General features: G+C 61.1%; 20 protein-coding genes, 1 tRNA gene and 1 pseudogene. 8 read left to right on the forward strand and 14 right to left on the reverse strand.

Annotated elements, in window-relative coordinates; translation table 11 throughout:
- Window positions 1–87: 87 nt before the first annotated feature.
- The 5 genes from ACIOTL_RS12600 to ACIOTL_RS12620 all read right to left on the reverse strand — a co-directional run bounded on the left by ACIOTL_RS12600 (window position 88) and on the right by ACIOTL_RS12620 (window position 7,219).
- Window positions 88–1,506 carry a GH1 family beta-glucosidase gene (locus ACIOTL_RS12600; protein WP_332498828.1) on the reverse strand — a complete coding sequence of 473 codons (1,419 nt, stop codon included), beginning with the start codon at window positions 1,504–1,506 and terminating at the stop codon, window positions 88–90.
- Window positions 1,506–2,393 (reverse strand): carbohydrate ABC transporter permease, encoded by an 888-nt coding sequence (locus tag ACIOTL_RS12605; RefSeq protein ID WP_041648380.1) that lies wholly within the window; start codon window positions 2,391–2,393, stop codon window positions 1,506–1,508. The genes ACIOTL_RS12600 and ACIOTL_RS12605 overlap by 1 nt, the downstream gene beginning before the upstream one ends.
- The gene (locus ACIOTL_RS12610) at window positions 2,386–3,549 is read right to left on the reverse strand and encodes a carbohydrate ABC transporter permease (protein ID WP_400342927.1); all 1,164 of its coding nucleotides are present in this window, start codon (window positions 3,547–3,549) and stop codon (window positions 2,386–2,388) included. The genes ACIOTL_RS12605 and ACIOTL_RS12610 overlap by 8 nt, the downstream gene beginning before the upstream one ends.
- 96 nt (window positions 3,550–3,645) lie before the next feature.
- Window positions 3,646–4,974, reverse strand: coding sequence for an ABC transporter substrate-binding protein (locus ACIOTL_RS12615; RefSeq protein ID WP_388024335.1), 1,329 nt, complete (start codon window positions 4,972–4,974; stop codon window positions 3,646–3,648).
- A 328-nt stretch (window positions 4,975–5,302) separates the two neighbouring features.
- Complete coding sequence (locus tag ACIOTL_RS12620) at window positions 5,303–7,219, reverse strand: ExeM/NucH family extracellular endonuclease (protein WP_400342928.1); 1,917 nt, start codon at window positions 7,217–7,219, stop codon at window positions 5,303–5,305.
- A 220-nt stretch (window positions 7,220–7,439) separates the two neighbouring features.
- On the opposite strand from ACIOTL_RS12620, the gene ACIOTL_RS12625 reads away from it, so the two are divergent.
- Genes ACIOTL_RS12625 through ACIOTL_RS12635 form a run of 3 tightly spaced genes read left to right on the forward strand, consistent with a single transcriptional unit; the run spans window position 7,440 to window position 11,164 of the window.
- Window positions 7,440–8,222, forward strand: a complete 783-nt coding sequence (locus ACIOTL_RS12625) for an ABC transporter ATP-binding protein (protein WP_105658813.1) — start codon at window positions 7,440–7,442, stop codon at window positions 8,220–8,222.
- Window positions 8,223–8,225: 3 nt separating this feature from the next.
- Window positions 8,226–10,556: a YhgE/Pip family protein gene (locus ACIOTL_RS12630; RefSeq protein WP_400342930.1), complete on the forward strand. Its 2,331-nt coding sequence runs from the start codon at window positions 8,226–8,228 to the stop codon at window positions 10,554–10,556.
- Entirely contained in the window at window positions 10,553–11,164 is a 612-nt protein-coding gene (locus ACIOTL_RS12635; protein WP_400291237.1) for a TetR/AcrR family transcriptional regulator, read from the forward strand. The genes ACIOTL_RS12630 and ACIOTL_RS12635 overlap by 4 nt, the downstream gene beginning before the upstream one ends.
- Here ACIOTL_RS12635 and ACIOTL_RS12640 read toward each other — a convergent pair.
- The 4 genes from ACIOTL_RS12640 to ACIOTL_RS12655 form a co-directional block, all read right to left on the reverse strand.
- Complete coding sequence (locus ACIOTL_RS12640; protein ID WP_105658816.1) at window positions 11,161–12,774, reverse strand: ABC transporter ATP-binding protein; 1,614 nt, start codon at window positions 12,772–12,774, stop codon at window positions 11,161–11,163. The genes ACIOTL_RS12635 and ACIOTL_RS12640 overlap by 4 nt on opposite strands.
- A gap of 8 nt (window positions 12,775–12,782) precedes the next feature.
- On the reverse strand, window positions 12,783–13,910 hold the full coding sequence (locus tag ACIOTL_RS12645; protein ID WP_400342932.1) for a DUF1611 domain-containing protein: 1,128 nt from the start codon (window positions 13,908–13,910) through the stop codon (window positions 12,783–12,785).
- Between the two features lie 227 nt (window positions 13,911–14,137).
- On the reverse strand, window positions 14,138–14,665 hold the full coding sequence (locus tag ACIOTL_RS12650; protein WP_105658818.1) for a histidine phosphatase family protein: 528 nt from the start codon (window positions 14,663–14,665) through the stop codon (window positions 14,138–14,140).
- A gap of 69 nt (window positions 14,666–14,734) precedes the next feature.
- On the reverse strand, window positions 14,735–15,520 hold the full coding sequence (locus ACIOTL_RS12655) for a winged helix-turn-helix domain-containing protein (RefSeq protein ID WP_105658819.1): 786 nt from the start codon (window positions 15,518–15,520) through the stop codon (window positions 14,735–14,737).
- Window positions 15,521–16,134: 614 nt separating this feature from the next.
- Between ACIOTL_RS12655 and ACIOTL_RS12660 the strand changes: the two genes are divergently transcribed.
- Both ACIOTL_RS12660 and ACIOTL_RS12665 read left to right on the forward strand, forming a co-directional pair.
- Window positions 16,135–16,875, forward strand: a complete 741-nt coding sequence (locus ACIOTL_RS12660; protein WP_400342934.1) for a response regulator transcription factor — start codon at window positions 16,135–16,137, stop codon at window positions 16,873–16,875.
- On the forward strand, window positions 16,872–18,383 hold the full coding sequence (locus tag ACIOTL_RS12665; protein ID WP_400342936.1) for a sensor histidine kinase: 1,512 nt from the start codon (window positions 16,872–16,874) through the stop codon (window positions 18,381–18,383). Before ACIOTL_RS12660 ends, ACIOTL_RS12665 begins: the two co-directional genes overlap by 4 nt.
- Window positions 18,384–18,418: 35 nt before the next feature.
- Here ACIOTL_RS12665 and upp read toward each other — a convergent pair whose 3' ends face one another.
- On the reverse strand, window positions 18,419–19,066 hold the full coding sequence (gene upp / locus ACIOTL_RS12670; RefSeq protein WP_332488309.1) for a uracil phosphoribosyltransferase: 648 nt from the start codon (window positions 19,064–19,066) through the stop codon (window positions 18,419–18,421).
- 169 nt (window positions 19,067–19,235) lie between these two features.
- Here upp and tadA point away from each other — a divergent pair, with 169 nt between their 5' ends.
- Both tadA and ACIOTL_RS12680 read left to right on the forward strand, forming a co-directional pair.
- Window positions 19,236–19,712 (forward strand): tRNA adenosine(34) deaminase TadA, encoded by a 477-nt coding sequence (gene tadA, locus ACIOTL_RS12675; RefSeq protein WP_105658823.1) that lies wholly within the window; start codon window positions 19,236–19,238, stop codon window positions 19,710–19,712.
- Window positions 19,713–19,806: 94 nt separating this feature from the next.
- A tRNA-Ser gene (locus ACIOTL_RS12680) sits at window positions 19,807–19,897 on the forward strand.
- A 386-nt stretch (window positions 19,898–20,283) separates the two neighbouring features.
- On the opposite strand, the gene ACIOTL_RS12685 is transcribed toward ACIOTL_RS12680, so the two are convergent.
- From ACIOTL_RS12685 to ACIOTL_RS12695, 3 genes are read right to left on the reverse strand one after another with little or no spacing between them, the layout of a single operon-like run.
- On the reverse strand, window positions 20,284–20,499 hold the full coding sequence (locus ACIOTL_RS12685) for a hypothetical protein (protein WP_133835086.1): 216 nt from the start codon (window positions 20,497–20,499) through the stop codon (window positions 20,284–20,286).
- Between the two features lie 21 nt (window positions 20,500–20,520).
- Complete coding sequence (locus ACIOTL_RS12690; RefSeq protein ID WP_332498815.1) at window positions 20,521–21,213, reverse strand: hypothetical protein; 693 nt, start codon at window positions 21,211–21,213, stop codon at window positions 20,521–20,523.
- A 12-nt stretch (window positions 21,214–21,225) separates the two neighbouring features.
- Window positions 21,226–21,975 carry a hypothetical protein gene (locus ACIOTL_RS12695; protein ID WP_133835084.1) on the reverse strand — a complete coding sequence of 250 codons (750 nt, stop codon included), beginning with the start codon at window positions 21,973–21,975 and terminating at the stop codon, window positions 21,226–21,228.
- Window positions 21,976–22,193: 218 nt separating this feature from the next.
- On the opposite strand from ACIOTL_RS12695, the pseudogene ACIOTL_RS12700 reads away from it, so the two are divergent.
- Window positions 22,194–22,445 (forward strand): annotated as a pseudogene (locus tag ACIOTL_RS12700) (tyrosine-type recombinase/integrase); the annotation flags it as partial.
- A 1,271-nt stretch (window positions 22,446–23,716) separates the two neighbouring features.
- Here ACIOTL_RS12700 and ACIOTL_RS12705 read toward each other — a convergent pair.
- On the reverse strand, window positions 23,717–24,919 hold the full coding sequence (locus ACIOTL_RS12705; protein ID WP_400342939.1) for a glycerophosphodiester phosphodiesterase family protein: 1,203 nt from the start codon (window positions 24,917–24,919) through the stop codon (window positions 23,717–23,719).
- Window positions 24,920–24,956: the final 37 nt, after the last annotated feature.

The raw sequence follows: 24,956 nt of genomic DNA on the forward strand, positions 1-24,956 counted from the left end.
ATCCAGGTGCCTTGCAGTAGTCCGTCGGTGAAACACGATGATGGTCCGCAGCACCATCGGCAGGCTGCGGACCATCATGCTCAGGTGTTATGCCATTGTACGGTTTGCGGCAATCAACCCTGCGTAGGCCTTGCCACTATTCTTAATCGTTCGCACCTGGGTCTGGTAATCGACGTGGATAATGCCAAAGCGCTTCGCGTAGCCCCAAGCCCATTCGAAATTGTCCAGCAAAGACCAGACAAAGTAGCCGCGGACATCCACGCCGTCTGCTATCGCGCGGGCCACAGCATCAAGGTGGTTGAGGATGTATTCCTCGCGTTCGGGATCTTCAACGGTTCCGGCTTCCGTCACCGTATCGGTGTAGGAAGCGCCATTCTCCGTGATGTACAGCGACGGAAGGTTAGCGTAGTCCCGGTTCAACCGGTTCAACAGCACGCGCAGCCCTTCGGGATTCACTTCCCAGCCCATGGCCGTGCGCGGCAGGTCGCGTGCCGGGAAGGTCACATACTCGCTGCCGACAAATGGCGAAGACTTCGGCGAATCGGTAGGCACCACGGGCTGCGGCTGGCCGGCGGGCAGCGGATGGCCTGAAACGTTGTCATCGTGGTAGTGGTTCACGCCCAAGAAGTCGATTGGCTGCGAGATGATCTCCAGGTCTCCTGCTTCAATGACTTCAGCCAGCCCCAAACCCCGGACGTCTTCAAGCAGGTCGTCGGGGTAGGAACCGCGCAGGACAGGGTCCAGGTACATGCGGTTCCACAATGCGTCGACGCGGCGCGCTGCTTCCAGATCCACCGGATCGCCGGGATTATTCGGGACCGCGTTGGTCAGGTTCAGCGTGATGCCGATATGCTCCGCGCCCAGTTCGCGCAGTCGGGCGGTGGCCAACCCGTGGGCCAGATGCTGGTGGTGCACCGCTGCCAGCGCGGCTTGAGGTTCTTGGCGTCCCGGGGCATGCTCGCCGGCGGCGTAGCCAATCAGCGAAGAGCACAGCGGTTCGTTGAATGTCGTCCAGTGCTTCACGCGGTCACCGAGCTTTTCATGCACAGCCTCCGCGTATTCGAGGAATTTGTAGGAGGTCTCGCGGTTGGTCCAGCCACCGCGCTCTTCCAATGCCTGCGGCAGATCCCAGTGGTAGAGCGTCAGCCACGGCAGGATGCCATTCTCCAGCAGCTCGTCGACCAGCCGGGAGTAGAAATCCAGGCCTTCGGGGTTCACGGTGCGGCCCCCGGGGACCACGCGAGCCCAGCTGGTGGAGAACCGGTAGGAGTCCAGGCCCAGTTCGCGCATGAGCTGCACATCTTCGCGGTAGCGGTGGTAGTGGTCCACTGCGACTTCGAGGTTCTCACCTCCTGCGATGGCCCCTTGCTTCCGGGCGAAGGCGTCCCAGACCGAATCTTCCTTGCCGTAGGAATGGCCAGCGCCTTCGATCTGGGCTGCTGCCGTAGCCGAGCCCCACAGGAATTCCTTAGGCCACGCGAATTTTTGGGATAGGTGGTTCATCATTAGCCCTTTACAGCTCCTGCCATAATTCCGGATACAAGTTGTTTGCCTGCAAGTATGAAGAGCACCAGCAGCGGGATCGTGGCCAGCAGGGCCCCGGTCATCACGATGGTGTAGTCAACGTATCGGGCAGACTGCAGTTGGCTCAACGCCACCTGCAAGGTTGGGTTCTGCGGTGCCACCAGCATGGGCCACAGGTAGTCGGTCCAGGCGGTCATGAAGGTGAACAGCGACAGGATCGCCATCGCCGGGCGAGCCGCTGGAACCCCGACATGCCAGAAGGTGCCGATCATGGAGGCGCCATCCACGCGGGCGGCCTCGATCAGTTCATCGGGGATGTTCTCCACCAGGTACTGGCGCATGAAGAATACGCCGAAGGCAGTGACCAGGGTCGGGATGATGATGGCTCCCAGCGAGCCGGTCCAGCCGAATTGCTTCATCATCATGAACATCGGGATGATGCCCAGCTGGGTGGGCACGGCCAAGGTCGCGATCACGAAGACCAGCAGGCCCTGGCGTCCGCGGAAGCGCAATTTGGCGAAAGCGTAGCCTGCCAGGGTGGAGAAGGAAACCACCGAGAAGGTGATTACCGAGGAGACGATGATGCTGTTGCCCAGGGCCGCCCAGAAATCGACGGAGTCCAGGACTTCGGCGACATTGGTCCAGAACTGGCCGCCAGGCAGCAGCGGCGGGTACGCCGAGGCGAACACCGCACCGGTGGAGGAACCGATGACGAACGAATACCACAGCGGGTAGGTGCTGCCAATGAGGAAGGCCAGCAGGATTCCGTAGGTGAGGAAGCCAGGACGGCGGTCCATGGAGAAGTTCTTGCCGCGGCGCTGGGGCGCACGGACCTGGCGCGCGGGGCGTTCCACTGTTGCATTACTCATTTGCTGCACTTCCGCTCTGCGTTCCGTTGGCCGGCTTTGCTGCTTTGGCTTGGGCTCGGGCAGCTGCCCGACGTGCCGCTCGGGTTCGGCCAGTGTTGCCGGCGCCCTTCTTGTCGGCCGAGGAAGCGATGGATCCGGAGATCAGGAAATTGATCACGCCGATCACGATGATGATCAGGAAGAGGATCCAGGCCACGGCCGAGGCGCGTCCGAAGTCCCCGCGATTGAAGGCCAGGTCCCAGAGGTAGAGCACCGTGGTCTGGTACTGGCGGTCCGGGCCGCCTGGAACCGAGCTGCTGGGGTTGAACAGCTTGGGTTCGGTGAAGATCTGCAGGCCGCCGATGGTGGCAGTGATGATCACGAAGATCATCGTGGGGCGGATGCTGGGCAAGGTAATCGAGAAGAAGCGGCGGATCACGCCGGCGCCGTCGATGGCCGCCGATTCATGCAGTTCGCGTGGCACCGCCTGCATGGCTGCCAGCAGGATCAGCGCGTTGTAGCCGGTCCAGCGCCAGTTCACCATGGTCGCAATAGCCATATGCGACGGGAAGACCTCGGTCTTCCACGCGATCGGGTCGATATTCACGGCGGCCAGCAGGTTGTTCAGCACGCCATACTGCTCGTCGAATGCCGAGGAGAAAATCAGTGTGACAGCCACCGGCGTGACCACGTAGGGAACCAGCACGCTCATGCGCCAGAAGGTCTTGGCGCGGATGTTCTGGTCCAGCATGGCCGCGATGAACGTCGCGATCACCAATTGCGGGATGGCCGAAAGCAGGAAGATGCTGAAGGTGTTGAACAGGGAATTCCAGAACAGCGGAGAGGTCAGTTCGGCTTTGTAGTTTTCCAGGCCGATCCAGGCTCCTGCTCCGCCGAGCAGATCCCAGTCATTGATCGAGACGACGAACGTGTAGATCAGGGGGAACAGGCCCACCAGGCCGAAGAGGATGAAGAATGGCGAGATGTAGAGGTATGGGGAGTACTTGAAATCCCACCGCCCGCGAAGGTGCCGGCGGCGCGTCCTGCGCTCGTCCCTGGTCTCGGCCGGCGTATCCCCGGCCGGAGCATTGTTCCCCTTGTTCCAACGCTGGGGCTGCGGACTGGGCGCGCTGGCGTCCCGGTCTTGTTCCGGGGCATCGTGTGTTGTGGTGCTCATCAGTGGCATCTTTCCTGCTGCAGTAGCTGTCCAGGCATGGGCCGCAACCTCGTTGCGTGCCGCGGCCCTTGCCTGGATTCGAAGCGGGCTACGGGATTACTTGATTTCCAGTTCCTGCAGGGTCGAGAGGGCCTTGTTCCAGGCGGTCTCGCTGTCGCTGCCAGCATCGATCGCCTTGATAGCCGGGCCGAAGACCTGCTCCTGGATCACCGAATCCTGCGGGCCCTTGTACTGGGCCTGGACGCCGTTGGCGCGGTTGCCCAGGATTTCGCCCACCGGTGCGTTATTGAAGAATTCGCTCATCTCATTCGCGCCGGTCACTGCCTCGGACTTCTGCGCTTCCAGGTTCGAAGGGAACGTGCCGGCTTCCTCGAATGAGGTCGCCTGCGACGATGCGCTGGTCAGGTACTGGGCGAGCTTCGCAGCCTCGGCCGGGTGCTCGGAGGTGGTCGGCACGGTCAGGAACGAGCCGCCCCAGTTGGCCGCGCCGCCCGGGAAGACATCTGCGAAGTCCCAGCCTGCGCTGGAGTCTCCGCCGGCACCCTCAACCTGGCCCTTGACCGTGCCAAGCATCCAGCCCGGGCAAGGCATGACGGCGAAGGAACCGTCAACGAAGGCCTGGCCCTTGCCCCAGTCCCACTGGGTCTGGTTGGCCGACAGCCCCTTGGACGCAGCATCGGAGAGCAGGTCCCAGCGCTCGCGCAGTTCGGCGTTGCCCTCGATATTCAGTGATCCGTCAGCCTTGTAGTAGCCCTCGTCGAGCTGATTGACCATGGAATTCCAGACGAAACCGGACTGGTCGTAGAAGGCCTTGTCGGTCTTCTTCACATACTCGTTGCCTGCCTTGAAGAAGTCTTCCCAGGTTGCGTCGTCGCCACCGAGCAACTCGGCAACTTCTTCGCGCTCGCTGGGCATGCCAGCGTCCTTGAACAGCTTGGCATTGAAGCAGATGCCCATCGGCCCAATGTCCGTACCGTAGCCAATGACGCGGCCTTCTGGGTCGGTGGCCTGCTTGACCTTCCAGTCAACCCAGTCCCCCGCTACCTCATTGGCACCGAACTCGCGCAGATCGGTGAAGGAATCTGCAACCGACATCACCTGGCCCAGCCAGCCTTCTTCCACTGCTTGGACATCTGGCAGGCCGGCACCCGCAGCCTGCTTGGTCTTCCAGTCGGTCAACGCGTTGCCACCGGTGTCGATGTTGGTGGCCTCGATGGTGATTCCAGGGTTTTCCTTCTGGTACTTCTCGTACAGCGGGTCCAGTCCCTGGGTGCCGAAGGTCGTCACGGTCAGCGTGACCGGGTTATCAGCCGAGGCCGGCTGGGCATCCTTGCTTGCGTCGGCTGCGCAGCCGGTTGCTACCAGGGCGATGCTTCCGGCAACGGCCGTGGCCAGTGCCAGTGGGGATTTGCGTGAGGGTTTCACGGTGACTCCATTTCGGATATGAATCGTGCGAGCGGGCGAGCGCCAACAAGTTTGAGAGCGCTCTCAAAATACGGCAAAAAAGAAAATTCCTGCGATTTCCTGGATGCCTGAAACGATGAAAGCGACTCTGCCAAACATTTTGTGAGCGCTCTCACAAATCTTCTCCAACAATTCTCCACGATGGAAGTTTTCTGTCAAGCCTTTTCCCCCAAAGAATTCTCCGCCCCGCAGCCAGCACCCCTTTGGGTTCCCCAAAGCGGGTTAAAAGAAGGTGGCCAGGCGTTCTTCAGGGAAGAAGAGCGCCCGGCCACCGCGCAGGCGGGAAAAGTCAGTTTTTCTTATCCAGCTGCAGTCCGACGAGCACCGGGTCGTGATCCGAGGAACGGTACTGGTCAGCCGCGAACAGGTTAGTGATGTTGTTGTTGTAGCGGCTGTATTCGTAGCCCACGGATTCAAGGGCGTTGATGTTCCAGATGTCTTCTCCAGTCACCTTGCCCGCCAGCTTCTCCGAAGCGAAGATGTGGTCCAGCGAGCCCACCAAGCCGTCGTAGAGGTAGCTCTGGGAATCGGCTGCGGCGCGCAGGTCCACGTACCCGGCTTCAACCAGAACCTGCATCGGATCTTCAGCCGAATAGGAGTTGAAATCCCCCGCCAGCAGCACCTGGTCGGTATTGCGCGATTTCTTCAGCTCGTCCGCGAAGCCAACCAGCGCTTCCGCTTGGCCGACACGGGCTTCGTTCCAAGCGCCCTGGCCATCGCCGCTGTCGGCATTGCCCGATCCATCAGCAGGATCCGAGCCCTTGGACTTGAAGTGGTTGGCAACGACCAGGAAGCGGGTGTTCTGGTTTCCGCCAACACGCTGGAAAGCCTGGGCCAATGGATCCCGGGCGTTCACGAATGCTGGATCGTCGAGGATGACCGACTCGTCGATGGGCTTCACGGCCTTGTCGCGGTAGATGATCGCGGTGCGGATAACATCTTCGTCAGCGGGCACAACGGACGGGGTCGGGACATAGCTCCAAACCTTCTGGCCAGCTTCCTGGTTCAACTCGTTGACCAAGTGAGCCAGGGCGGCATCGCGGTTCTGTCCGAAGCGTGCCGAGTTCTCGATTTCTTCCAGGACCACCACGTCTGCGGTGAACTTGCCCAGTGCGGCAACGATCTTGGACTGCTGGCGCTCAAAGCTTTCAGCGGTCGCCGCGCCGCGCGCATCGCAACCACCGCGGACATTGATTGGATTGCCCTCGCGGTCGGTGTAGTACGAGCACCCATCGAGCATGTCGCCGGTAGTGGTGAAGTAGTTCAGCACGTTGAAGCTGCCAACGCTGACATTGCCGCCCACCTCTTGCGGAGCGTCGTTGTCGACCTGCTCGAAGTTCACGGCGATATCGGCATCATCGGCGCCGACCACCTGGCCCTGCGGCTGCAAACGCCACATATCGTAGCGGTAGTCCAAAATGACCGGTGCGATGAAGGATGCGTCAGCGCCCACGGTGACGCGCTGCTGCGCGTCGATGTACGGCAGGGCGATCTGCTTGTTCTTGCTGGTGGAGAAGTTCAGCGTGGCCCCGTCATCGACCACGATCGAGCGCTGCTCGTTTTCCGCCGCGAGAGCCTTGGCCTGGGCACTGCCCGGCTTGAAGACATCGGTTGGCTGGCGCAGCAGCCGTTCGCCGGGCAGGATCTCGCTGGTGCCCATGGCCAGGCTCAGCTCGCCGTACTGGTTCAGCGAGTAATTGTCCGAGACGGTGAACTCGCCCTGCGGCTCGATCAGCATGGATTCAAAGCGCTCGCGCTCGGCATCGCTGCTCGGCAGTGAAATCGCCAGCGGCTTGACGCCCTGCGCCGGTTCATCGAGCACCTCGACGCTGCCGGCCTTGAGCTGGGTCAAGCCATAGTATTCGGACACTTCGCCAGAAACCTGGACATGGTCGCCGACGCTCACCGAGGAAACCTCGTCCGGCGCGTACACGAAGATCGCCGAGCTCGCCTGGCCCGAGGCATCTACGCCGCTGCCAGCGCTCTGCAGATAGAAGCCGCGGAATCCGCCGTCGGCGTAGGCTCCGGTGACAACACCGCGCACAGTTGCGTCCTGGCCAGCCATGGGTGAGCTGTCGCCGGTCCCCTGGATCTGTTCGATGGGGGTGATTTCGGCAGTATCGGCGTGCGCCGCCGAGAAGCTCGAAACCGCAAGCGCGGTTCCCAGCACCGCGGCAGCGATGCGAGTGGGACGTCTATTGATCATGTTTTTCCCTAGGTAGATATTCAAGCAGCGGCGGCCCTGCCGCGTGCATGGGCCTGGTTCCAAGGTAAGCAAAGCCCGATTAACTGCACCTGAACTCTGCCCCGCTTTTCGTGACGTACCCAACAACCATCAAAGGTCATCAAACGCTTTACGTCCAGTAGTGATTAAAGGAACCTTTTCACTAATTGAACTGACCGGTCAGTTCAATTAGTCTTTAACTGTGCTTACCGCAGATTCCATTACCGTCAAGGGACGCCACGACCAGCTCGTGGGGCCCACCTCCGTGCAACTGCAAAGAGGTGAACTGCAGCTGCTGGTATCCGAGCCGCAGATTTCCCGGACCGCGCTGGCCCTTGTACTGAGCGGACGCATGGCACCCAGCTCCGGGACGGTGGTGTGGAATGCGGATCCGAAGCTGCGAACCCTGCGCAAGCACAGCGCTCTGGTCGATTCGCCGGGGATCAATGAACCCGAATCCCACTTGAAGGTTTGCGATCTTGTCGCAGAAGATCTGGGGCTGATCCCGGGGCCAAGCTGGCGCAAGCCCGGCGCCAGGAAGTGGATGGCGCAGCATGGATTCGACGATATCGCCAGCTGCTGGAGCGATGCCATCGATCCGGGCCGCCTCTTCGAGCTCCAGCTCCTGCTGGCTGCCGAGAATCCCCGTCTTGAATTGCTCATCGTCGATTCACCGGACCGGCACGATCTGGAAGACGAGCATTGGCTCGAGACCCTGGAGAACTTCGCTTCCTCGCATCGGGAATTCGCAGTCCTGGCTATCGTCAGCCGGCTGCCCCAGTGCTGGCAGCCGCAAACCGGGCAGGCCGCCGACCCGGAACCAGCAGTGCTCCCGCTGCCCGATCCATCCACCGGGTTCATCCAAGGCGAACTCGATCTGGGCCTGGATCACCTGGCCATGGCCGAGGGCATCGCGGACAACCACGATTTCTTCCTCCCAGCCGACGAACTTGCTGACGCTGTTCAGTGCGAAGCAAAGGAATAGCCCATGACAACTTTGCGACTTGCCCTCTCCGAGCTCAAGCGGATGAGCCGCGGCACCTTGCCCAAACTGGCGCTCATCGCGGTCACCTGCGTTCCGCTGCTCTATGGCGCGCTCTACCTCTACGCCAACTGGGACCCCCAGGGAAACCTCGACAAGGTCACGGCCGCCGTGGTCAATCTGGATGAAGGCGCTGAACAGGACGGCGAGAAAACCCGAGTCGGCGACGACGTCGTCGAGGAATTGGAAGACGACGGCACCTTCAGCTGGGCGCACGTGGATTCGAAGGCGGAAGCCGAGCAGGCCGTGGCCACCGGCCAGTACGCCTTTGCGCTGATCCTGCCCGAGGACTTTTCCTCGGCCCTGGTCTCGCCGGGCGATTTCGATGATGCCGAACAGGCCAATATCGAGCTGCTGACCAACGATGCCAATAACTTCATGGTGTCCAACTTCGCCAAAACGTTGGCTACCACGGTGCGCACCTCGGTCGCCCAGGAAGTGGGAACCGAAACGGCTTCGGCGATGATCGCCGGATTCGTGGACATCCACGATTCGATGGGCGAAGCCGCAGACGGCGCCGGGAAGCTCTACGATGGCACCCTGCGACTGGGCGATGGCGTGGTCACCTTGGCCGATGGCACCACCAAGCTCGTCGATGGCAGCACCGAGCTGAACTCGGGCACCAAGACCCTGAAGAATGGCACCGCCGACCTGTCGGGAGGGTTGGGCCAACTGGTCGACGGCCAAACCCGGCTGCGCGACGGCAGCGCCGAACTGGCCGACGGCACCGCGCAGCTGGCCGACGGCAGCAAAGAGCTGAGCGACGGTCTGCACACCTTGAAGACGCAGACCAAAGCGCTGCCCGGTTCCGTCTCGAAGCTGGATCAAGGCGCCGCCAGCGCGAAAGAAGCCGCCGACCAGCTTGCTGCCGGTTCACAGCAGGTCGCAGACGGCAACCAGCAGCTGGCCAGCACGGCAGATGACGCCATCGCGGTAATCGACCAGCTGCAGGCCAACACGAAAACGCAGCTGGATAGCGTCAAGGAAGATACGCAGCAGCGCCTGGACGAGTTGGTCAGCAGTGGCGTGCTCACCCAGGACCAGGCTGATTCCATCCAGAGCACGGTCAGCCAAAGCGTGCAGAATTCTACGCTCGGCAATGCCTTGGATACCAAAGTGACCCAGGTCAATACCGAGTTATCTACCCTGCAAACGCAACTGCACACCCTCGCCGACGGATCGGCGCAGGTAGCCGAAGGAAACCAGCAGCTGGCCACCGGCCTGGGCACCCTCGCGGATGGCACCAAGGCGTTGGATGACGCCATGCCTGCACTCGCGAAGGGCATCGGCTCGGCAGCCCAAGGCTCGGCGAAGCTCGCCTCCGGCGCCGCCGAAGCCCACACCGGGGCAAAGACCCTGGCCGAGGGCCAGCAGTCCGCATTGAATGGCGCCACCGACGCGGCTGACGGCGCAAGCCAACTGGATCAGGGTGCCGGCACGCTGCTCGCCGGCACCGGAGCCCTGCACAACGGACTGGTGCAGCTCTCCGATGGAGTCGGCGAGCTCTCGGACGGCACCGAAGAACTGCAAGACGGTTCAGATGAATTGGCCGCCGGCCTGGAGGACGGCACCGGGAAGGTGCCGAACCCCGATAAGTCCACCAGCGGGCAACTGGCCGAAGTCATGGGCAATCCGGTAGCTGTCTCCAATAGCAAGCAGGCCGAAGCGCAGGCTTATGGCGAAGGCCTTGCCCCCTTCTTCATGACCCTGGCGACCTTTATCGGCGTGCTGATCCTGACCCAGGTGATGCGCCCGATGACCAAGCGCGCGCTGGCTTCCAACGGCAGCAACTGGAAAATTTCCATCGGCGGCTGGTTGCCCTTCGCCGCCATCGCAGTGCTGCAAACCAGCCTGCTCTACGCGGTGGTGCGATTCGGGCTGGGACTGCATGCCGCCCACCCGTGGCTGATCTGGGCTTTGCTGGCCGGTTCTGCCTTATGTTTCAGTGCGCTGATCCAGGGGTGCTTCGCGCTGCTGGGCACCGCTGGAAAGTTCGCGGTGCTGGTACTGATGGTCCTGCAGCTGGTCACCTCCGGCGGCACCTTCCCCTGGGAGACCTTGCCTGATTCGCTGCACCTGCTGCACCGGATACTGCCCATGAGCAATGTGGTGATCGGCATGCGCCACCTGATGTACGGCGCGGATCTGGGAGTGCTGCCATCGGTTGCCGGTTCGTTGCTGCTCTACACCGCCATTGGACTAGTCTTGAGTATGCTTGCGGTACGCAAGAACAAGACCTGGAGCTTGAAAACACTGCAACCGGAGCTGAAAGAATGACAACGCCAACGGGCCAACGCCGCCGTGTGCGGGCCACGGATTCGAAGGAGAAGCTCTTCGAAGCGGCCATGCAGCTGCTCGGTTCGCGCTCCCCCGAGTCCGTCTCGGTGGACGAGATCGCGGCCGCGGCCGGCGTTTCCAAGGGCACGGTCTACTACAATTTCGGTTCCAAAGACGAGCTGGTCAGCCAGATCCTCAGCTACGGCGCGCACAAGCTCATGGGCGAACTGGCACGTGCGGCCTCCGGGGAAGACCCTTACCTTGCGCTGAGGCAGATGCTGGAATTCTCCATGGACTTCGTCGCCAGCTACCCCTCCTTTGCCCACCTGTGGATGCAGGAGCAGCTGAGCGCGGACACCGCCAATGCGTTCGCCAGCACCCCGCTGCACACGCAGGTGACCGGGCTGATCATCGAGGTTCTCGAACGCCTGGTCGTGCTCGAGCCCGACCAGAAGCTCTCGGTAGCCACCAGTATTTTCGGTGCGGCCTTGTTTACTGCTCGGATGCGCGCCTCGGGGCAGACCGGCCTGGATCGCGGGCAAACGGTGCGCGCCGTGCTGCTCACCGTGGATGGGCTTCGCGCTACCCGTCCGGCGGCCGGCTCCTAGGCCTGCGCGTCCCAGCTGGCGGTTTCCCTGATGCCAGGCAGTCCGGCGCTGAAGAGCAGCACCCCGGGATAGCCGTTGAGCAGTTCGGCCACGTCGCCGTAGGCTCCATCGGGCAAGCGGGTCAGCAGCGAATCGACCACCAGCAAGGGCGGTTCGCGCAACAGCGCCCGTGCCACCAGCAACGATGCTTGCTGCCCGGAACTAAGCGGTTCGCCGCCCCGGCGCAAGCGGGCTTCCGCTCCACCGGGCAAATCGGCCATCTTCAAACCGCAGGTTTCAGCCAGCGCCACGGCCTTGCGCAGCGAAGCGCCCGGATGGCGATACCGCAGCGCACGGGCGACGCTTCCGCGCTCGGGAACCATGGATTCCAACGCGGAGCCCACGAGCTTGCGGCGGCCGGCAGCAGGCAGATCCTCGCTACGCCCCTCGGCGATCCACACCCCGGCCTGCGGGTCGGCGCCGTGCACCAGGGCGCCGGTAGCAATGGCCGAAAGCAGCGCCGCGCATTGGCCCTGGCTTCCACGCAGCGCAATTCGCTCCCCGGGCTGTGCCCGCAGGGTGGAAAACTGGTCGGCCATCCCTGCGGGCACCTGGATGCGCACCGAGGAAGGCTGGAGCATCAGCTCCTTGGCATCGCGGGTGCTTGCCGAAGATTCTTCGCGGGCCCGCCAGCGTTCCTGCTCGGCCAGCAGCGGCGCGATGATTCGCCGGCCCGCCTTGTAATTCTGCCGGTACTCCACCACGCGGCCCCACTCGCCCAGGGTTCCTGCGCAAATTCCCATCAGCGTCAGGGCGGTCGCCACGGCGGCTGGCGGAAGCTGCGCCATCGAGGCCGCCGCCACAACCAGCGCGGTACCCAGCAGCGGAATGGCCAGCGCCCCGCCACGCAGGGCGGCGGCGAACCGGGCGCGATGCACCGAAGCATCGATCACCTTCTGCGAGGAGTCCTGCACCCTTTGCACTTCACGTTCCACGCCGCCGCCGGCCGCAATAGCTGTCCGCGCCGCGACGGTATCGGCAATGCGCGAGGCCAGGCTCCCACGGTGCCGGCGCAAGGTCCTGGCGCTCAGGAAAGTACCCCCGGCCAAGGCCGCCAGCAGGACGCCCTCGAGCACCAGGGTCGCGGCCAAGCTCAGGGCCAGGAGCGGATGCAGGAACCACAGGCCCGCACCGCTGACAATCAGCAATGGCAAACCGGCGACCAGCGGGACCATGCCCTGCACAATCCAGTTGCGGATCGAGGACAGGTCGTTGGTGGAACGGGCGATGGTGATGCCCATGGACGGACCGCGTGCACTGCGCAAAGCGTGCGTGACCAGCCCGCGGCGCAGCTGGGCCACATAATGCTGGCCGAGCTTCTCGGCCAGCACCCGTTCAGCGTACTTGGCCAGGAAGAAGCATCCCACCAAGCCCAGGACCGCGCCAAGAGCTGCCCAGCTGATGCGGGCCGAAAGCTGTCCGATCAGCCAGCCGATGGCAATCGAGAGCAAGCCGGCGAGAATGCCCAGGCTGAGCAATCCGGCCAGCAGCATCCGCCGCCCCGGCGCTACCAGCGCCGGCAGGCGCCCAGGCTGCGCCGGCTGCTCAACGGCGATCTTCTGGTCCAGCATCTTGGCTCCTAGCGGGTTGGCAGCAGGGCGGCGGCAACCTCTGCCTGGCACAGGTCGAAGGTCCCGATGACCGGGGTGGACAGCTGCGCCTGGGCTTCCATCGCGGCCAGCGGGGAGGCCGTGAGCACCCCGGAAACCGCGGCAACATCCAGGCCTGCTTCGCGCAGGATCCGCTCTCCGGCCTGGGCACCCAAAGCGTCCTGGGCGCTGAACAGCACGCGGTCTACATGCTCGGCGAAAATCGGGTCGCGCAGCAAGCGGGAAGTTTCGCCCTGGAACAGCCCGTCGGCGATCTCGATGACCACTGCGTCTGCGCCGGTGGCGCTTTGCTCGCGGATCATCGCCACCAGCAGGTCGCGCACGGTTTCGTAGTCCAAGCGGTAGGTGGTTGGGAAGCCGAAGTCGGTGAAGTCGCAGACGCTGAAGGCGCCGGCATCGGTGAACAGGTTCGGATCATTGCCGGCACCCGTGCCGGTGGCCTTGCCTGCGGCAACTTCCATGCCGAAGTTGACCAGTCCGTTGACCAGGCATCCCAGGGTGGTGGACTTGCCGGAGTTCATCGAGGTGCCCAGCACTGCGATCACCGGCGGGCGCGGCGCGGCAACCTGCGCTGCGCGCGGCGATGCGTTCTCGATGCCCAGTGGAGCGAAGTCCACCAGATTCACGACCTTGCCGTGGCGCATCAGCAGGCCTGCGGGCTGCAGCTGTGTCGCCATATCGATCGAGGCGTGCTGTTCGATGACTTCGCTGGCGACACCGCCGCCTGCAACCAGCTGGCATGGACCCAGGTTATCCGGCACATGGGCCAGGAACTGGTCTGGTGCGTAGCGGTGGCCGTAGGCGACCATGATTTCCTGTCCGACGAACATCAGCTGGCGTCGGGAAACCGGGGACTGCAGGCGCGTGTGCTTGCCTAGCTCGGTCACAGTCGCGATGACGACGTCGCCGGCACGCGGCACCATGTTTGCGCGGCGCACGATCTCGAAATCCTGCGGATTGCGCTGCAGCTCGGCTGCAACGAAGCGGGTGGTGTAGGCAGCGCGGATGGTGCGGGCGCGCTGTGCATCGATCTGCTGCTGCACTTCATTGCGCGCTGCGGGGGTCTGCGTTGGAAGTGATTCTGCGATGATGGCCATCTGCCTATTCCTCTTTCAGTGTTTCCGGCCCGCCGTTGCGGTTTGCCGGTGCTGGCCGTGCTGCCAACGATTCCCAGTGAAACGAGCAATGGTTAACTGAAAGTGAACGGTTCATGAGGCGGCGAGGTGTATTCGATGAGAGGCCTATCATCTGCTTCTCATAAAGGCAGATCACCGCTTATTTACAGGCTGACTAGTGCATTAGAAAAAACTTGATGAGACTTCTCTCATGCGGGCCGCGGTGCGGTGAAATGCGTGACGCGCGCATCACGGGCATCCAGGTGCGAGTACGGATGCTTGGTTTCCAGCACCGTGGTTCCAAGGGTCGGATAGTTCATCGCCAGCTCGTAAACGGCTTCTTCATCCGAGTCCATTGCCGCCAAGCGCAGCGCCAATTCCTGGAGCACCGGCTGGTGCCCGATCACCAGCAGGTTGCTGACCGTATCGGGAACTTCATTGATGATGGAGCACAGCTGCGAGACTCCTGCGGTGAAAATGCGCGAATCGACATAGGGGGTCGGGCCCTTCTCGCCGAGTTCGGAAAGCACCCAGGCGCAGGTGGAGCGCGCACGCAGCGCGTCGGAGCAGATGATGTAGTCCGGTATCAGGCCATTCTCCACAAGCCAGGCTCCGGCGGCCGGGGCTTCGCGGTGCCCGCGGGCCGCCAGCGGCCGGTCGTGATCCGCGACGCCCAGCGGGTAGTCGGCTTTGGCGTGGCGCATCAGCATGAGCTTGCGGGAATGCATGGTGTTCATTGTTCCAGCTTAAGACAGCAGTGGCGGGCAAACCGAACCCGGTTTGCCCGCCACTGCTGCCAGCTGATGCTAGATGGAGTATTCCGGAGCTGCCCAGACAACAACTTCTGGGTGCTCGTAGAAGCGGTAGCCCTGGCCACGTACGGTGCGCACGGTATTGGCCAGGCGTCCCAGCTTGGAACGCAGACGACGGATATGCACGTCGATGGTGCGTTCGTTAGGGACTTCTTCGGCATTGCGCCACAGGTTTTCCAGCAGCTCTTCGCGGCCTACGGTGCGGGTGCCGTTTTCCACGAGGAAGTTCAGCAGCTCGAATTCCTTGAAGGTCAGGTTCAGGGTTTCGCCATCCAGGTAGACTTCGCGGCGCGAGAGGTCGATCAGCACGCCAGATGGGCGCGGGGTGGATGGACGGGCTTCAGCGCGTGGCCGGCGGGAAATCGTCGGATCGCCCAAAGCCTGGCGAACTACATCGATGGGCTCACCCTGGGCGCTAGTTGGAGCCAGTGCCACGGCGGCATGGGTCTGCGCTTGCGGCGACAAGGTGGCCAGGAAGGCGCGGACCTGGGTGGCCAGCTTGCCCAGCGAGGTGCCCTGCGCCTGGGCGGCAGTTTCATCCAGGCCCACGTAGAGCACGAAGCCGCGTGCGGAGGTGTCGGCGCTTGGCTGGCCTGTTGACTGCACTGGAGTGCTAGCCGGCTGATGCGATGCATCACGTGTTTCATGAACATTGGAAACCGCGCGCAGCGGACGGTAACCCGCTGGTGCATAGCTGCCAGAAGCTGAACGCTGCGCAGCTGCTGCGCGGTTCTGCGCATTGCGAATTGAAACGTGGACGTATCCGGAACCAGCCGACATAATCTTTTCCTCTTTTAGTGCGAAGGCCAAGTGGTTTGGCGCTCATGCTTCGGGTTTTGCTTGCGCTGTTCGCGGCCTTCGTCCACGTTCAGCAGTTGGGTTTCCCGTCAATAACTCCCAAAATCGGATTACAAATCACTCATAATTCGGCTTGGAGGCCATGGACGCCGAGCATTCGTTGAGGACGATCTTGGGCAACTCGATGTTGGAATCCGAGGTGCTTTTACCGTCCTGCGCCGTACTCACACCTCTAGTTTCCTCGTAACATTGGCAACTTGCAAGTAACAATGAACACCTGCGTCCACATAGTGAGACGAATGTTTCCAAACGTGACGCACAACACTTTAGACAATTCTAGGCTACCTAAGCGCTTAACTAAACAATATGGTCAACATATCAATAGAACTTCGTCATTATGTCCGGTCCATTCATAGGCCTGAATATTCATTCATCACTATGGTCCGTCCACGCTTCAATCATTCGTCGTTCTTGGGGGTTGACCAAATTAACCACTATCGGTTCGGGTTTTCCCCGCATAAAATCGACTTATAGTCATAGCTGGCACACAGCAAAAACATATTCTCGGCCCATGGCAATAGGACAAGCTGATTAACATGAATGAATCACGATTCTCCCCTTCGCAATTGCCCCGGCTGACTCACCCTGATGGCACGGCAATCAAAGTTCTCGTGGTCGATGATGAACCTTCATTGGCGGAATTGGTCGCCATGGGAACCCGCATGCTCGGCTGGGAAGCCACGATGGCCCACGATGGGCCCGAAGCAGTAGCCACCGCTCGCTCCCTAGCGCCGGACGTACTGGTTCTCGACTGGATGCTGCCTGGGTTCGACGGCCCCGAGGTGTTGCGCAAGGTGCGCACCCACTTCCCTGAAATCCCCGTACTTTTCCTCACTGCCAAGGACGCGGTTGAAGACCGTATCGAGGGCCTGGGGGCCGGTGCAGACGACTACGTCGCCAAGCCCTTCAGCCTCGAAGAGGTCCTGATCCGATTGCATCGGCTCGTGGAACGTTCCGGTGCCGCCACTGCGGATTCCGCTGAATTGGTGGTCGGCGACCTGGTGCTGAACATGGACTCGCACGATGTATCCCGCGCAGGCCGCGAAATTTCGCTGACCGCCACCGAATTCGATCTGCTCAGCTACCTGATGAGCAATGCCCGCCGCGTGGTATCCAAGTCGCAGATCCTGGACAACGTGTGGCACTACGATTTCGACGGACAGGCGAACATCGTCGAACTGTACATCTCGTACCTGCGCAAGAAGATTGACGTTGACGAGGAGCCGATGATCCACACCGTGCGTGGCGTTGGCTACGTCCTGAAGCCGGCTGCATGAGTTTCTTTTCCCCGAATACCAGGGTGAGCTCGCCGCACGCGCTGCAGCGCAAACTGCTGCTCATCCTGCTGACCTCGGTCACCGCCGTATCTGTCTTGCTCGGCCTGCTCTATAACGCGGGCATGCGCCAGACCTTGCTGGACCAGCTCAATAGCCAGCTGCGGCTCACCACCGAACGCGCGCTGAATTATTCGCAGGGTGCACCAGCGGTGAACTCCCGGCTTGACGCCCCCGGCCAGTCCGCCGGCACGCTGACCGCTCGGTTCGTCGACAAATACGTCTTCAACGGCGGCGTGCTGGACGAACGCACCGGCGTGCTGAAGCAGCTGAGCCAGGAAGATGCCATCCCGATGGTGGATCTGGAGCTGAGCACGTTGCGTGCCGGCGGGCAGTTCAAGCCGGTACGTGCCCACCTGACTGTGGGCGACTATTACCTCGTCGCAGTCAAGGACTCTGGATCCAACGGCATCCTGATTGTCGGATTGCCCCTGCACAGCACCGATCTGGCGTTGCGCGGCATGGCCTGGCTGACGCTGTTCATCGCCTTGATCCTGATCGCCGGTGCGGGCCTGGCCGGTTCGTGGCTGATCTCCCGCTCGCTTGCCTCGCTGAAGCGCGTGGCCACCGTGGCTGCTTCGGTTGCCGCCGAAGAGCTTGATTCAGGAAAGGTGGACCTGACCCAGCGCGTCCCGGCGCAAGATGCAGTCCCCGGTACCGAGGTGGGCAATGTCGGCAATGCGCTGAACGCGATGATCAGCAACGTCTCCACCGCACTGACCGCCCGCGAGAAGTCCCAGGCCCAGATGCGCCAATTTGTCGCCGATGCCTCGCACGAACTGCGCACTCCGCTCTCGGCGATCCGCGGCTACACCGAGCTGCTCTCGGCCACTGAGCATTTCTCCCCGGACGGGCAGCGCTCGGTGGACCGCGTTCTGCAGCAAAGCAGCCGAATGAGCTCACTGGTTGAGAATCTGCTGCTCCTGGCTCGGCTGGATGAGGAGAATGCGTTCAAGCGCAGCGAAATTGACCTGTGCTCGCTGACATCGGATATCACCGAGGACTTCAAGCTCACCGCGAGCGACCACCATTGGGAGTTCGACTGCCAGGCGCCGCAGACCATTGTCAATGGCGACTCGGCCTCGCTTCGCCGGGTGATCACCAACCTCTTGGCCAACGCCCGCAAGCACACGACGGCCGGAAACACCGTCACTGTTTCGGTGGACCAAGACGAAGACACCGATGAAGCCATCATCCGGGTTCACGACACCGGTGAGGGCATTGCCCCGGAATTCCTGCCTCGGGTCTTCGAACGTTTCACCCGCGCCGACAAGGCGCGTTCTGGCTCCGATGGCACGACCGGGCTGGGCCTGCCGATCGCCAAGAGCATCGTCGAAGCCCACGGGGGCACCGTCACGGTCACCTCCCAGCCAGGAGATACCGTCTTCGAGGTCCGGCTTCCGTTGGACACGCCCGAAACCGGTGAAGAAACGCCGAAGGCTGCGGTGTAGTCACCGCAGCCTTCGGGCACATCGCTTAGCTGGAACTAGGCAATGGGCGGGGTCACGCCATACAGGCGGTCGCCGGCATCGCCCAGGCCTGGGATGATGTAGGACTTCTCGTCCAGCTTTTCGTCCATCGCTGCCAGCACGATGTGCACGCGATGATCGCCACCGTGGATTTCCTTCAGACGCTCGATGCCCTCAGGGGCAGCGATCAGGCAAATGCAGGTAACGGATTCTGCGCCGCGTTCGAAGATGAACTTGATGGCCTCGGCCAGGGTGCCGCCGGTGGCCAGCATCGGATCCAGCACGAAGACCTGGCGGCCGGCCAAGTCATTAGGCACGCGGTCAGCGTAGGTAATGATGTCCAGGGTCTCCTCGTTGCGGGCCATGCCCAGGAAGCCGACCTCAGCGGTCGGAACCAGGCGGGTCATGCCTTCGAGCATGCCCAGGCCGGCGCGCAGGATGGGGACAACCAGCGGGGTCGGCTTGGCAATGGAGGTACCGGTGGTGGTGGCGACCGGGGTCTGCACCTCAACATTTTCGGTTTTCACCTCGCGGGTTGCCTCATAAGCCAGCAGGGTGACCAGTTCGTCGGTCAGCTGGCGGAAAATCGAGGATGGGGTGTTCTTATCACGAAGAACCGAAACCTTGTGTGCCACCAGTGGGTGGTCGACTACCTGTACGCGCATAAGTAGAAATCTATCAGCACCGACTCAGGCAAATCGAGAGATATCCCCGATTTCCCGCCGTTAAAGCACTTTGGTGTGCCCAAGGAAACAGCAAACTTCAGTGCAGTGCGCAGTGCACCACACTCCGAGCGCCCGGCTACCGTCCCAAAACACGTAAAGTGAAAGCACTATGGTGCACGAATTTGATGCTTGGATGGACCTCGCCTTGGCTGAAGCGCGCGAAGCGCTGGCCACTGATGACGTACCCATCGGCGCCGTCATCCTCTCCCCCGAAGGCGAAGTCCTGGCCACCGGACGCAACGAGCGCGAGGCCATCAAGGACCCCACGGCGCATGCCGAGGTGGTCGCCATTCGCAATGCGGTCAAGGCCTTGGAAGCCAAGGGACAAGATGATGGCTGGCGCTTATCCGACTGCACCCTGGTGGTGACCCTTGAGCCCTGCGCCATGTGCGCCGGGGCAATAGTCCTTTCGCGCATTCCCAAATTGGTCTTCGGGGCCTGGGACGAGAAGGCCGGCGCGTGCGGCTCGGTCTTCGATATCGTCCGTGAACCGCGATTGAACCATTGGGTCGAGGTGTACTCGCGGGTCAAGGAAGAAGAATGCGGTGACCTGTTGCGTGAATTCTTCCGGAGCAAGCGCGGCTAGAAACCGACGTTGATGTGTTTCGGAACACTTCAGGCCAAAAACAGCGCTCTCGTTTTTGTTTTCGCCTGATGTTCGTTATAGAGTTATCAGGTCTGGTGACGTGTCCGAGCGGCCGAAGGTGCAACACTCGAAATGTTGTGTACGGTAACCCCGTACCGTGGGTTCAAATCCCACCGTCACCGCCAATGAAAACCCCTGGTCAGCCAGGGGTTTTCTTCTTTTAAAGATCTGACATGGTGCACTTATGGTGCATATTTCACCGGAGGGTAGTTACGACATGCCCATCCTTCGTTGTGAACACGGCTACCACCACCATGCAGGCCCGCACGCCTGCGACTGGGTGAACCACAACGAAGAATGACCATACTGGGCATCGCGCAAGCAGGACGAAAAAGATCTCTAGCCTCCCGCCGGCTGCCGCACCTGCTGCGCGCGCTTGCCCTCAGGAAGCCGGGCACAGAGAAAGGTCCCCCTGCTGCTGTATGCGGCAAGGGGATCTCTTCGGGTTAGGCTCAGCGGATCTGGACATTGCTCGTCTCGGCTCATTCGACGAACGAGCCGGCGTTACCTACTATCGTGAAGTGCTGGTCTTCGAGTGGTGGCGGTAGTTGGTGAATGCCAGGATCAGTGCTGCGAGCAGCAGCACTCCGCCGACAGCCCATCCAACCACGGCGTAGTCAGTAAGCTGAGGGACGCGAGGCAGATTGATCGCGGCTACCGCAAGGAACAGAAGCACCACCACGGTACTCTTCCTGGCGGCAGACGAATTGCTAGGTTGCTTTGTCATTTGCCGTTTCCTTTCTCGTGCCTAGCTGGCACCGCTCAGGCACTGTCCTACGGATGCGCCAGCGACAGCGGTGAACCCAGCCACGCAGATGATGCAGCCTGTTCCAACGGTAACAGCACAGAATGCCGCACAGGTGGAGATGATCACGAGCGCCGCCATGGTGGAGATGCCCAGCGCGTTGAGGCACTTGATCACACCCTCGTTACCAGCGGCCGCAACGCCCACCGACGAGCCTTCAGGAGACATGGCGCTCAAAGCCTTCGCAGCCTGAGCTTCAGCTTCGGGAGTGGCTTCAACAGTCCACTGCTTAAGGAGACTCCCATCGACCCACTGCTTCACCTCGGCAGTGCTGTCGCTGGTGTACGTAGCTTGAACCTGCGCAAAGCTCTGGACAACGTCTCCCGCGGCGTCGACGACGGCAACGGCGAACGAACCCTCGTCGTGGCCGTCGCCAGACGTAGCCACTGCCACCATCAACGAACTGGAGCCATTGATCCGGGCGACGTTTGCCTGCTTGATATCGACTTCTGCGCCGTTTCGCAGCTGAGCGTCGAAACTCGGCTCAGCTATTGCGATCGCTCGCTCAACAGTTGAATCCGAAAGCGGCCGGTTGGTTGAGAACGAGCTTTCGGAAGCGTTGACCGGACTAGCAACCGCGAAGAGCATCGCCCAGCCTGCAACCATCGCGATGATTGCTTTCGAAATCTTTTTCATGTTGACCACTTCCTATTTCTGGGCCTGGTCGATGCAATAGCCGACCTGGCCGCCCCAGACGCCCGCAGCTGCCGCGATGCAGCCCACGCAGCCGAGCCCAACGGTTCCTACGCAGACCGCCGCGCAGGCGATAGTGATGGCGGTAATAACCCAGCCAGGGATGCCCGCGTTGGCAAGGCAGTTGTTGAGCTTGTCCCAGAAACCGGCATATGTGGTGACGTTGTTTGCCGCGTCAGCAGTGGTCAATTGCTTGTCCATGGTCAGATTTCCGTCAACCCACATGCGGGCATGACCAGATGCATCGTCGCCAACGAAAGCCATCTCTGTGCGCTGCGCAACGTTGCCTGAGTTGTCCAGGAGTGCACCGACTGTGGCGAGCTGGACGCCGTCGCCGACGAGCGGGTAGCTCACATACGATGTCCCGTCTGACATCGACCATGCTTGGACGCCGGAACGGTCAACTTTCAGACCTGAGAGCGACTCTGTTGGAAGATCGGCATTCTTGGCCAACTGGAGGGCCTCCGACTTCGACAGAATCTCTGCGTTCTCGCCGAAGCTGGCGATGCTGGTCACAGCCGGAGACGAAGCGGCCGCCGCTGGCTTAGTCAAAGCCGTACTCAGGCTCAGGACCAGGGAAGCGATTGCCACGAAGGCGATCGCGAGGTACGTGACCCCGGAGCTGGATTGTTGTCTTGATGTTGGGATTGGAATGCAGTGGTCTTCATTTGACCTGACCGCAATCGAGTGAAGTTTGAGCTTCACGACTATCACCTTTTGAATGAATCGAAATCTACATCTTCGTAAAGATCGGCGCATCATCTGCCGTGCCAAGCGGGGGTCGACCGAAATCGAGCCTCCGCAACAAAAGTCCTCGGTCTGGATCGAATTGCCTCAGATACGAGCACGTTTAATAATCACCATTAAATAAGAACGGCGTAAATACTACTTAAGTAGGAGGGGCGAACCCGGGCAACGCCAAGACCGGATGGTTCACCGGAGCCGTGAAGCGAGCCCAGGCGTCCGACAAGTCGTTCCGCAGGGTCACGCCCCACGACCTACGGCACACGGCGGCATCGCTGGCAATCAGCGCCGGGGCCAACGTCAAGGTGGTACAGCGCATGCTCGGCCACAAGTCGGCCAAGGTCACGTTGGACACCTACGCGGCACTGTTCCCCGACGACCTCGACAACGTGGTCGAAGCCCTCAGCAAGCAGCGCGCCGAACAGCTCTAACGGTGGTGCACTGTGGTGCATTTTGGTGCAGGAATACCTGTGGGACGTGGTGCGCACCTGTGAGCCAATGAGCCCAGATGCCAGTAAACACAAGGGATATTCGGGAGCTAGCAGTAATGGCGCGGATAGGATAATGGGTTCAAATCCCACCGTCACCGCGTTGAATAGCCCCGGAATCCTTGTGATTCCGGGGTTTTTCTTATCTCAAATCGGCTTGTTGCCTTAAACTCCGGATCTGTTGCATTAAAGATAGAACAACCGGGTTAAAGGTAGAAGTGGCGACGGTACAACGACGAGAGCTAAAGCACGGTTACAGTTATCGAGTCGTTTGGCGGGAACCGGATGGAACTCTCCAACAACGTACATACAACAATGACGAAGACAAGGCGAAAGATCGCAGTCGCAGTTTCGCTTGCACTTACGGATCACCAAACTGACGGCATCCATGACCGTCGTTCTCATACTAGCTGAATCCAAACAGCTAGTGTCCGCGTTCCAAGCTGGCGGTGGTCCCGGAGCCTACTACAACACCGGAACCACCGATAGGGGTTCCCAGCTACAGTTGCTGCCAACAAACGGTAAGCAAGAAGGCAAACAAACGGTGCAACCGATCACAGCGGACCCTTCCCGGTGCATTGGGTCAGGCCGCCTATCAATCACCCTAGCGTCGAGCGAGGTGTAGGCAAAGAGGCTGGTCTGATTCATTGGGAATCCACAACAGATTCAAATCCCGACCCGTACTGGGGAGTGCGGCCTTGTTGCTCGTGAGAATCCACCCGCGTGTTGTCACTTAAACTAATCCAGCCCTCGCTGATTCGATCATCAACGAGGGCTGGTTGCGAGTTTTGCGCTGGGCGATGGATCCCCATCCATCTCCCCAAAGACTTCCGATTCCCCAAAAACGTTAGTCCGGCGTGAAACCTATGCACAGAATACTTCGTCAAGCCCATAACGCCTAGAGAATTTTTGGAATTGGGAAAAGTTTTTATTTTATCCCCGCCCACTTCACCTTTCACTCTCCTGCAACTACAGTAGCTATTGGCCTAGGCCAATTACGAAAAGTCACCAGTCAGGCATTGAGTTCGTTTCCCCAAGAGCGGCCTCACGCTGGTGAAACCCGTCAGCGTCCCCCAAGTGCTGGCGGGTTGCCTGCCTTAATACGGAAAACCGCCCCATTTTTGTAGACTGCTCCCCGGAAGTAGTACTGGTTTCCCTATCCAAATTCTGGGGAGCAGTCCACAATGGTTCCCGGGGGTTCGCTCTACCTAGAGCTAGTTCGCGAAGGTATCGGTGAGCTTGCCCTTGGCATCCCACAGCGCCAGCGAGTCGCCACCGTTGTTCAGGATTCCCGGTCCGTCCACGTAGTAGGCTTCTTCGCTGTTGGTACCCGGACCCGAGTACACGCGCAGCTGATCTCCTGTCTCCAGCTCGTATCCTTCTCCAATTTCCAGGATGTTGTTAGCGGCATCGCGAATGATGTAGCCGCTGACATCGATGGTGCGCTTTCCGGTGTTCTCCAGGATCACGTGCTCGCCATTTTCCGGGGCGATGTCATCTCCCGGCACGTCATTGATCGCGTTGGCAATCACCACGCCATTGTTGGCAGGGAAATCTTTCTGGCCAGCGATGTGGCGGTTCACCTGTGCTGGGAAGTCGCCGGTGATTCGCTCAACACCCAGGGCCAGTGCAGCATCGGCTGCTTCGACGGCGTTGACGGTGTAGACGCCCAGGCCCAAGCCTGTGTCCTTCACGCGCTGCGCACCGGCGGCGTCAAGGGTGCGGTAGCTAGTGCCGAAAGAATCCGCGTAGGTCGCGTAGGTTGCCAGTTCCGCGGCAGAAGGCACGGTTCCGGTCAGCTGCTGCAGTGGTACTTCAGGTGCCAGTTGGGCAAAGATCTGGTTGGATGCTGCGTCGAAGCTAAGGACCTCGATCTTGTTGGCCTCTGCCAGTGCCTTCCATTCAGGATCCTCAGCCAGCGCGTCGGCTACCAGCTTCTCCACGCCAGGGGACTTGGCTGGATCCTTGATTTCGATGAATACTCCCGTGCCACCGGTCAGTGCACCTGGAACCTCATCGAAATGGGGAATTTTCGTTCCCTCGAACTCGTCTGAGAAGTAGGAACCGGCATCGAGCTGCTGCAGTTCTTCCCAGGTAAATGACGTGATGGGGTCATTGACGCGGTCAGGGAAGACCTCTGCCACGTTCGTGGTGCGGGAGGGCGTACCGTCGTGGAAGATGAACGGTACTCCGTCCTTGGACAGCTGCACATCAATTTCGATGAATTCGGCGCCGGACTGGCTGCCTGCCTTGATGGCAGCCAAGGTGTTCTCCGGTGCCACGCCTGCTGCTCCGCGGTGGCCGATGATCAGTGGATCAGATCCAGTCGGTTCGATCTGAGCAGCCACGGCGGGAGCTGCCAGGGTGACGGCCAAAGCCAGAGTTGCCGTGCCAAGGGTGATATTGCGCAGTTTCATGGAGCACTTCCGTCGGTGTCATTGGTGTACACCGGCC

The organism is Glutamicibacter sp. NPDC087673, assembly GCF_044743255.1.
In the GTDB taxonomy this organism is placed as follows: Bacteria; Actinomycetota; Actinomycetes; order Actinomycetales; family Micrococcaceae; genus Glutamicibacter.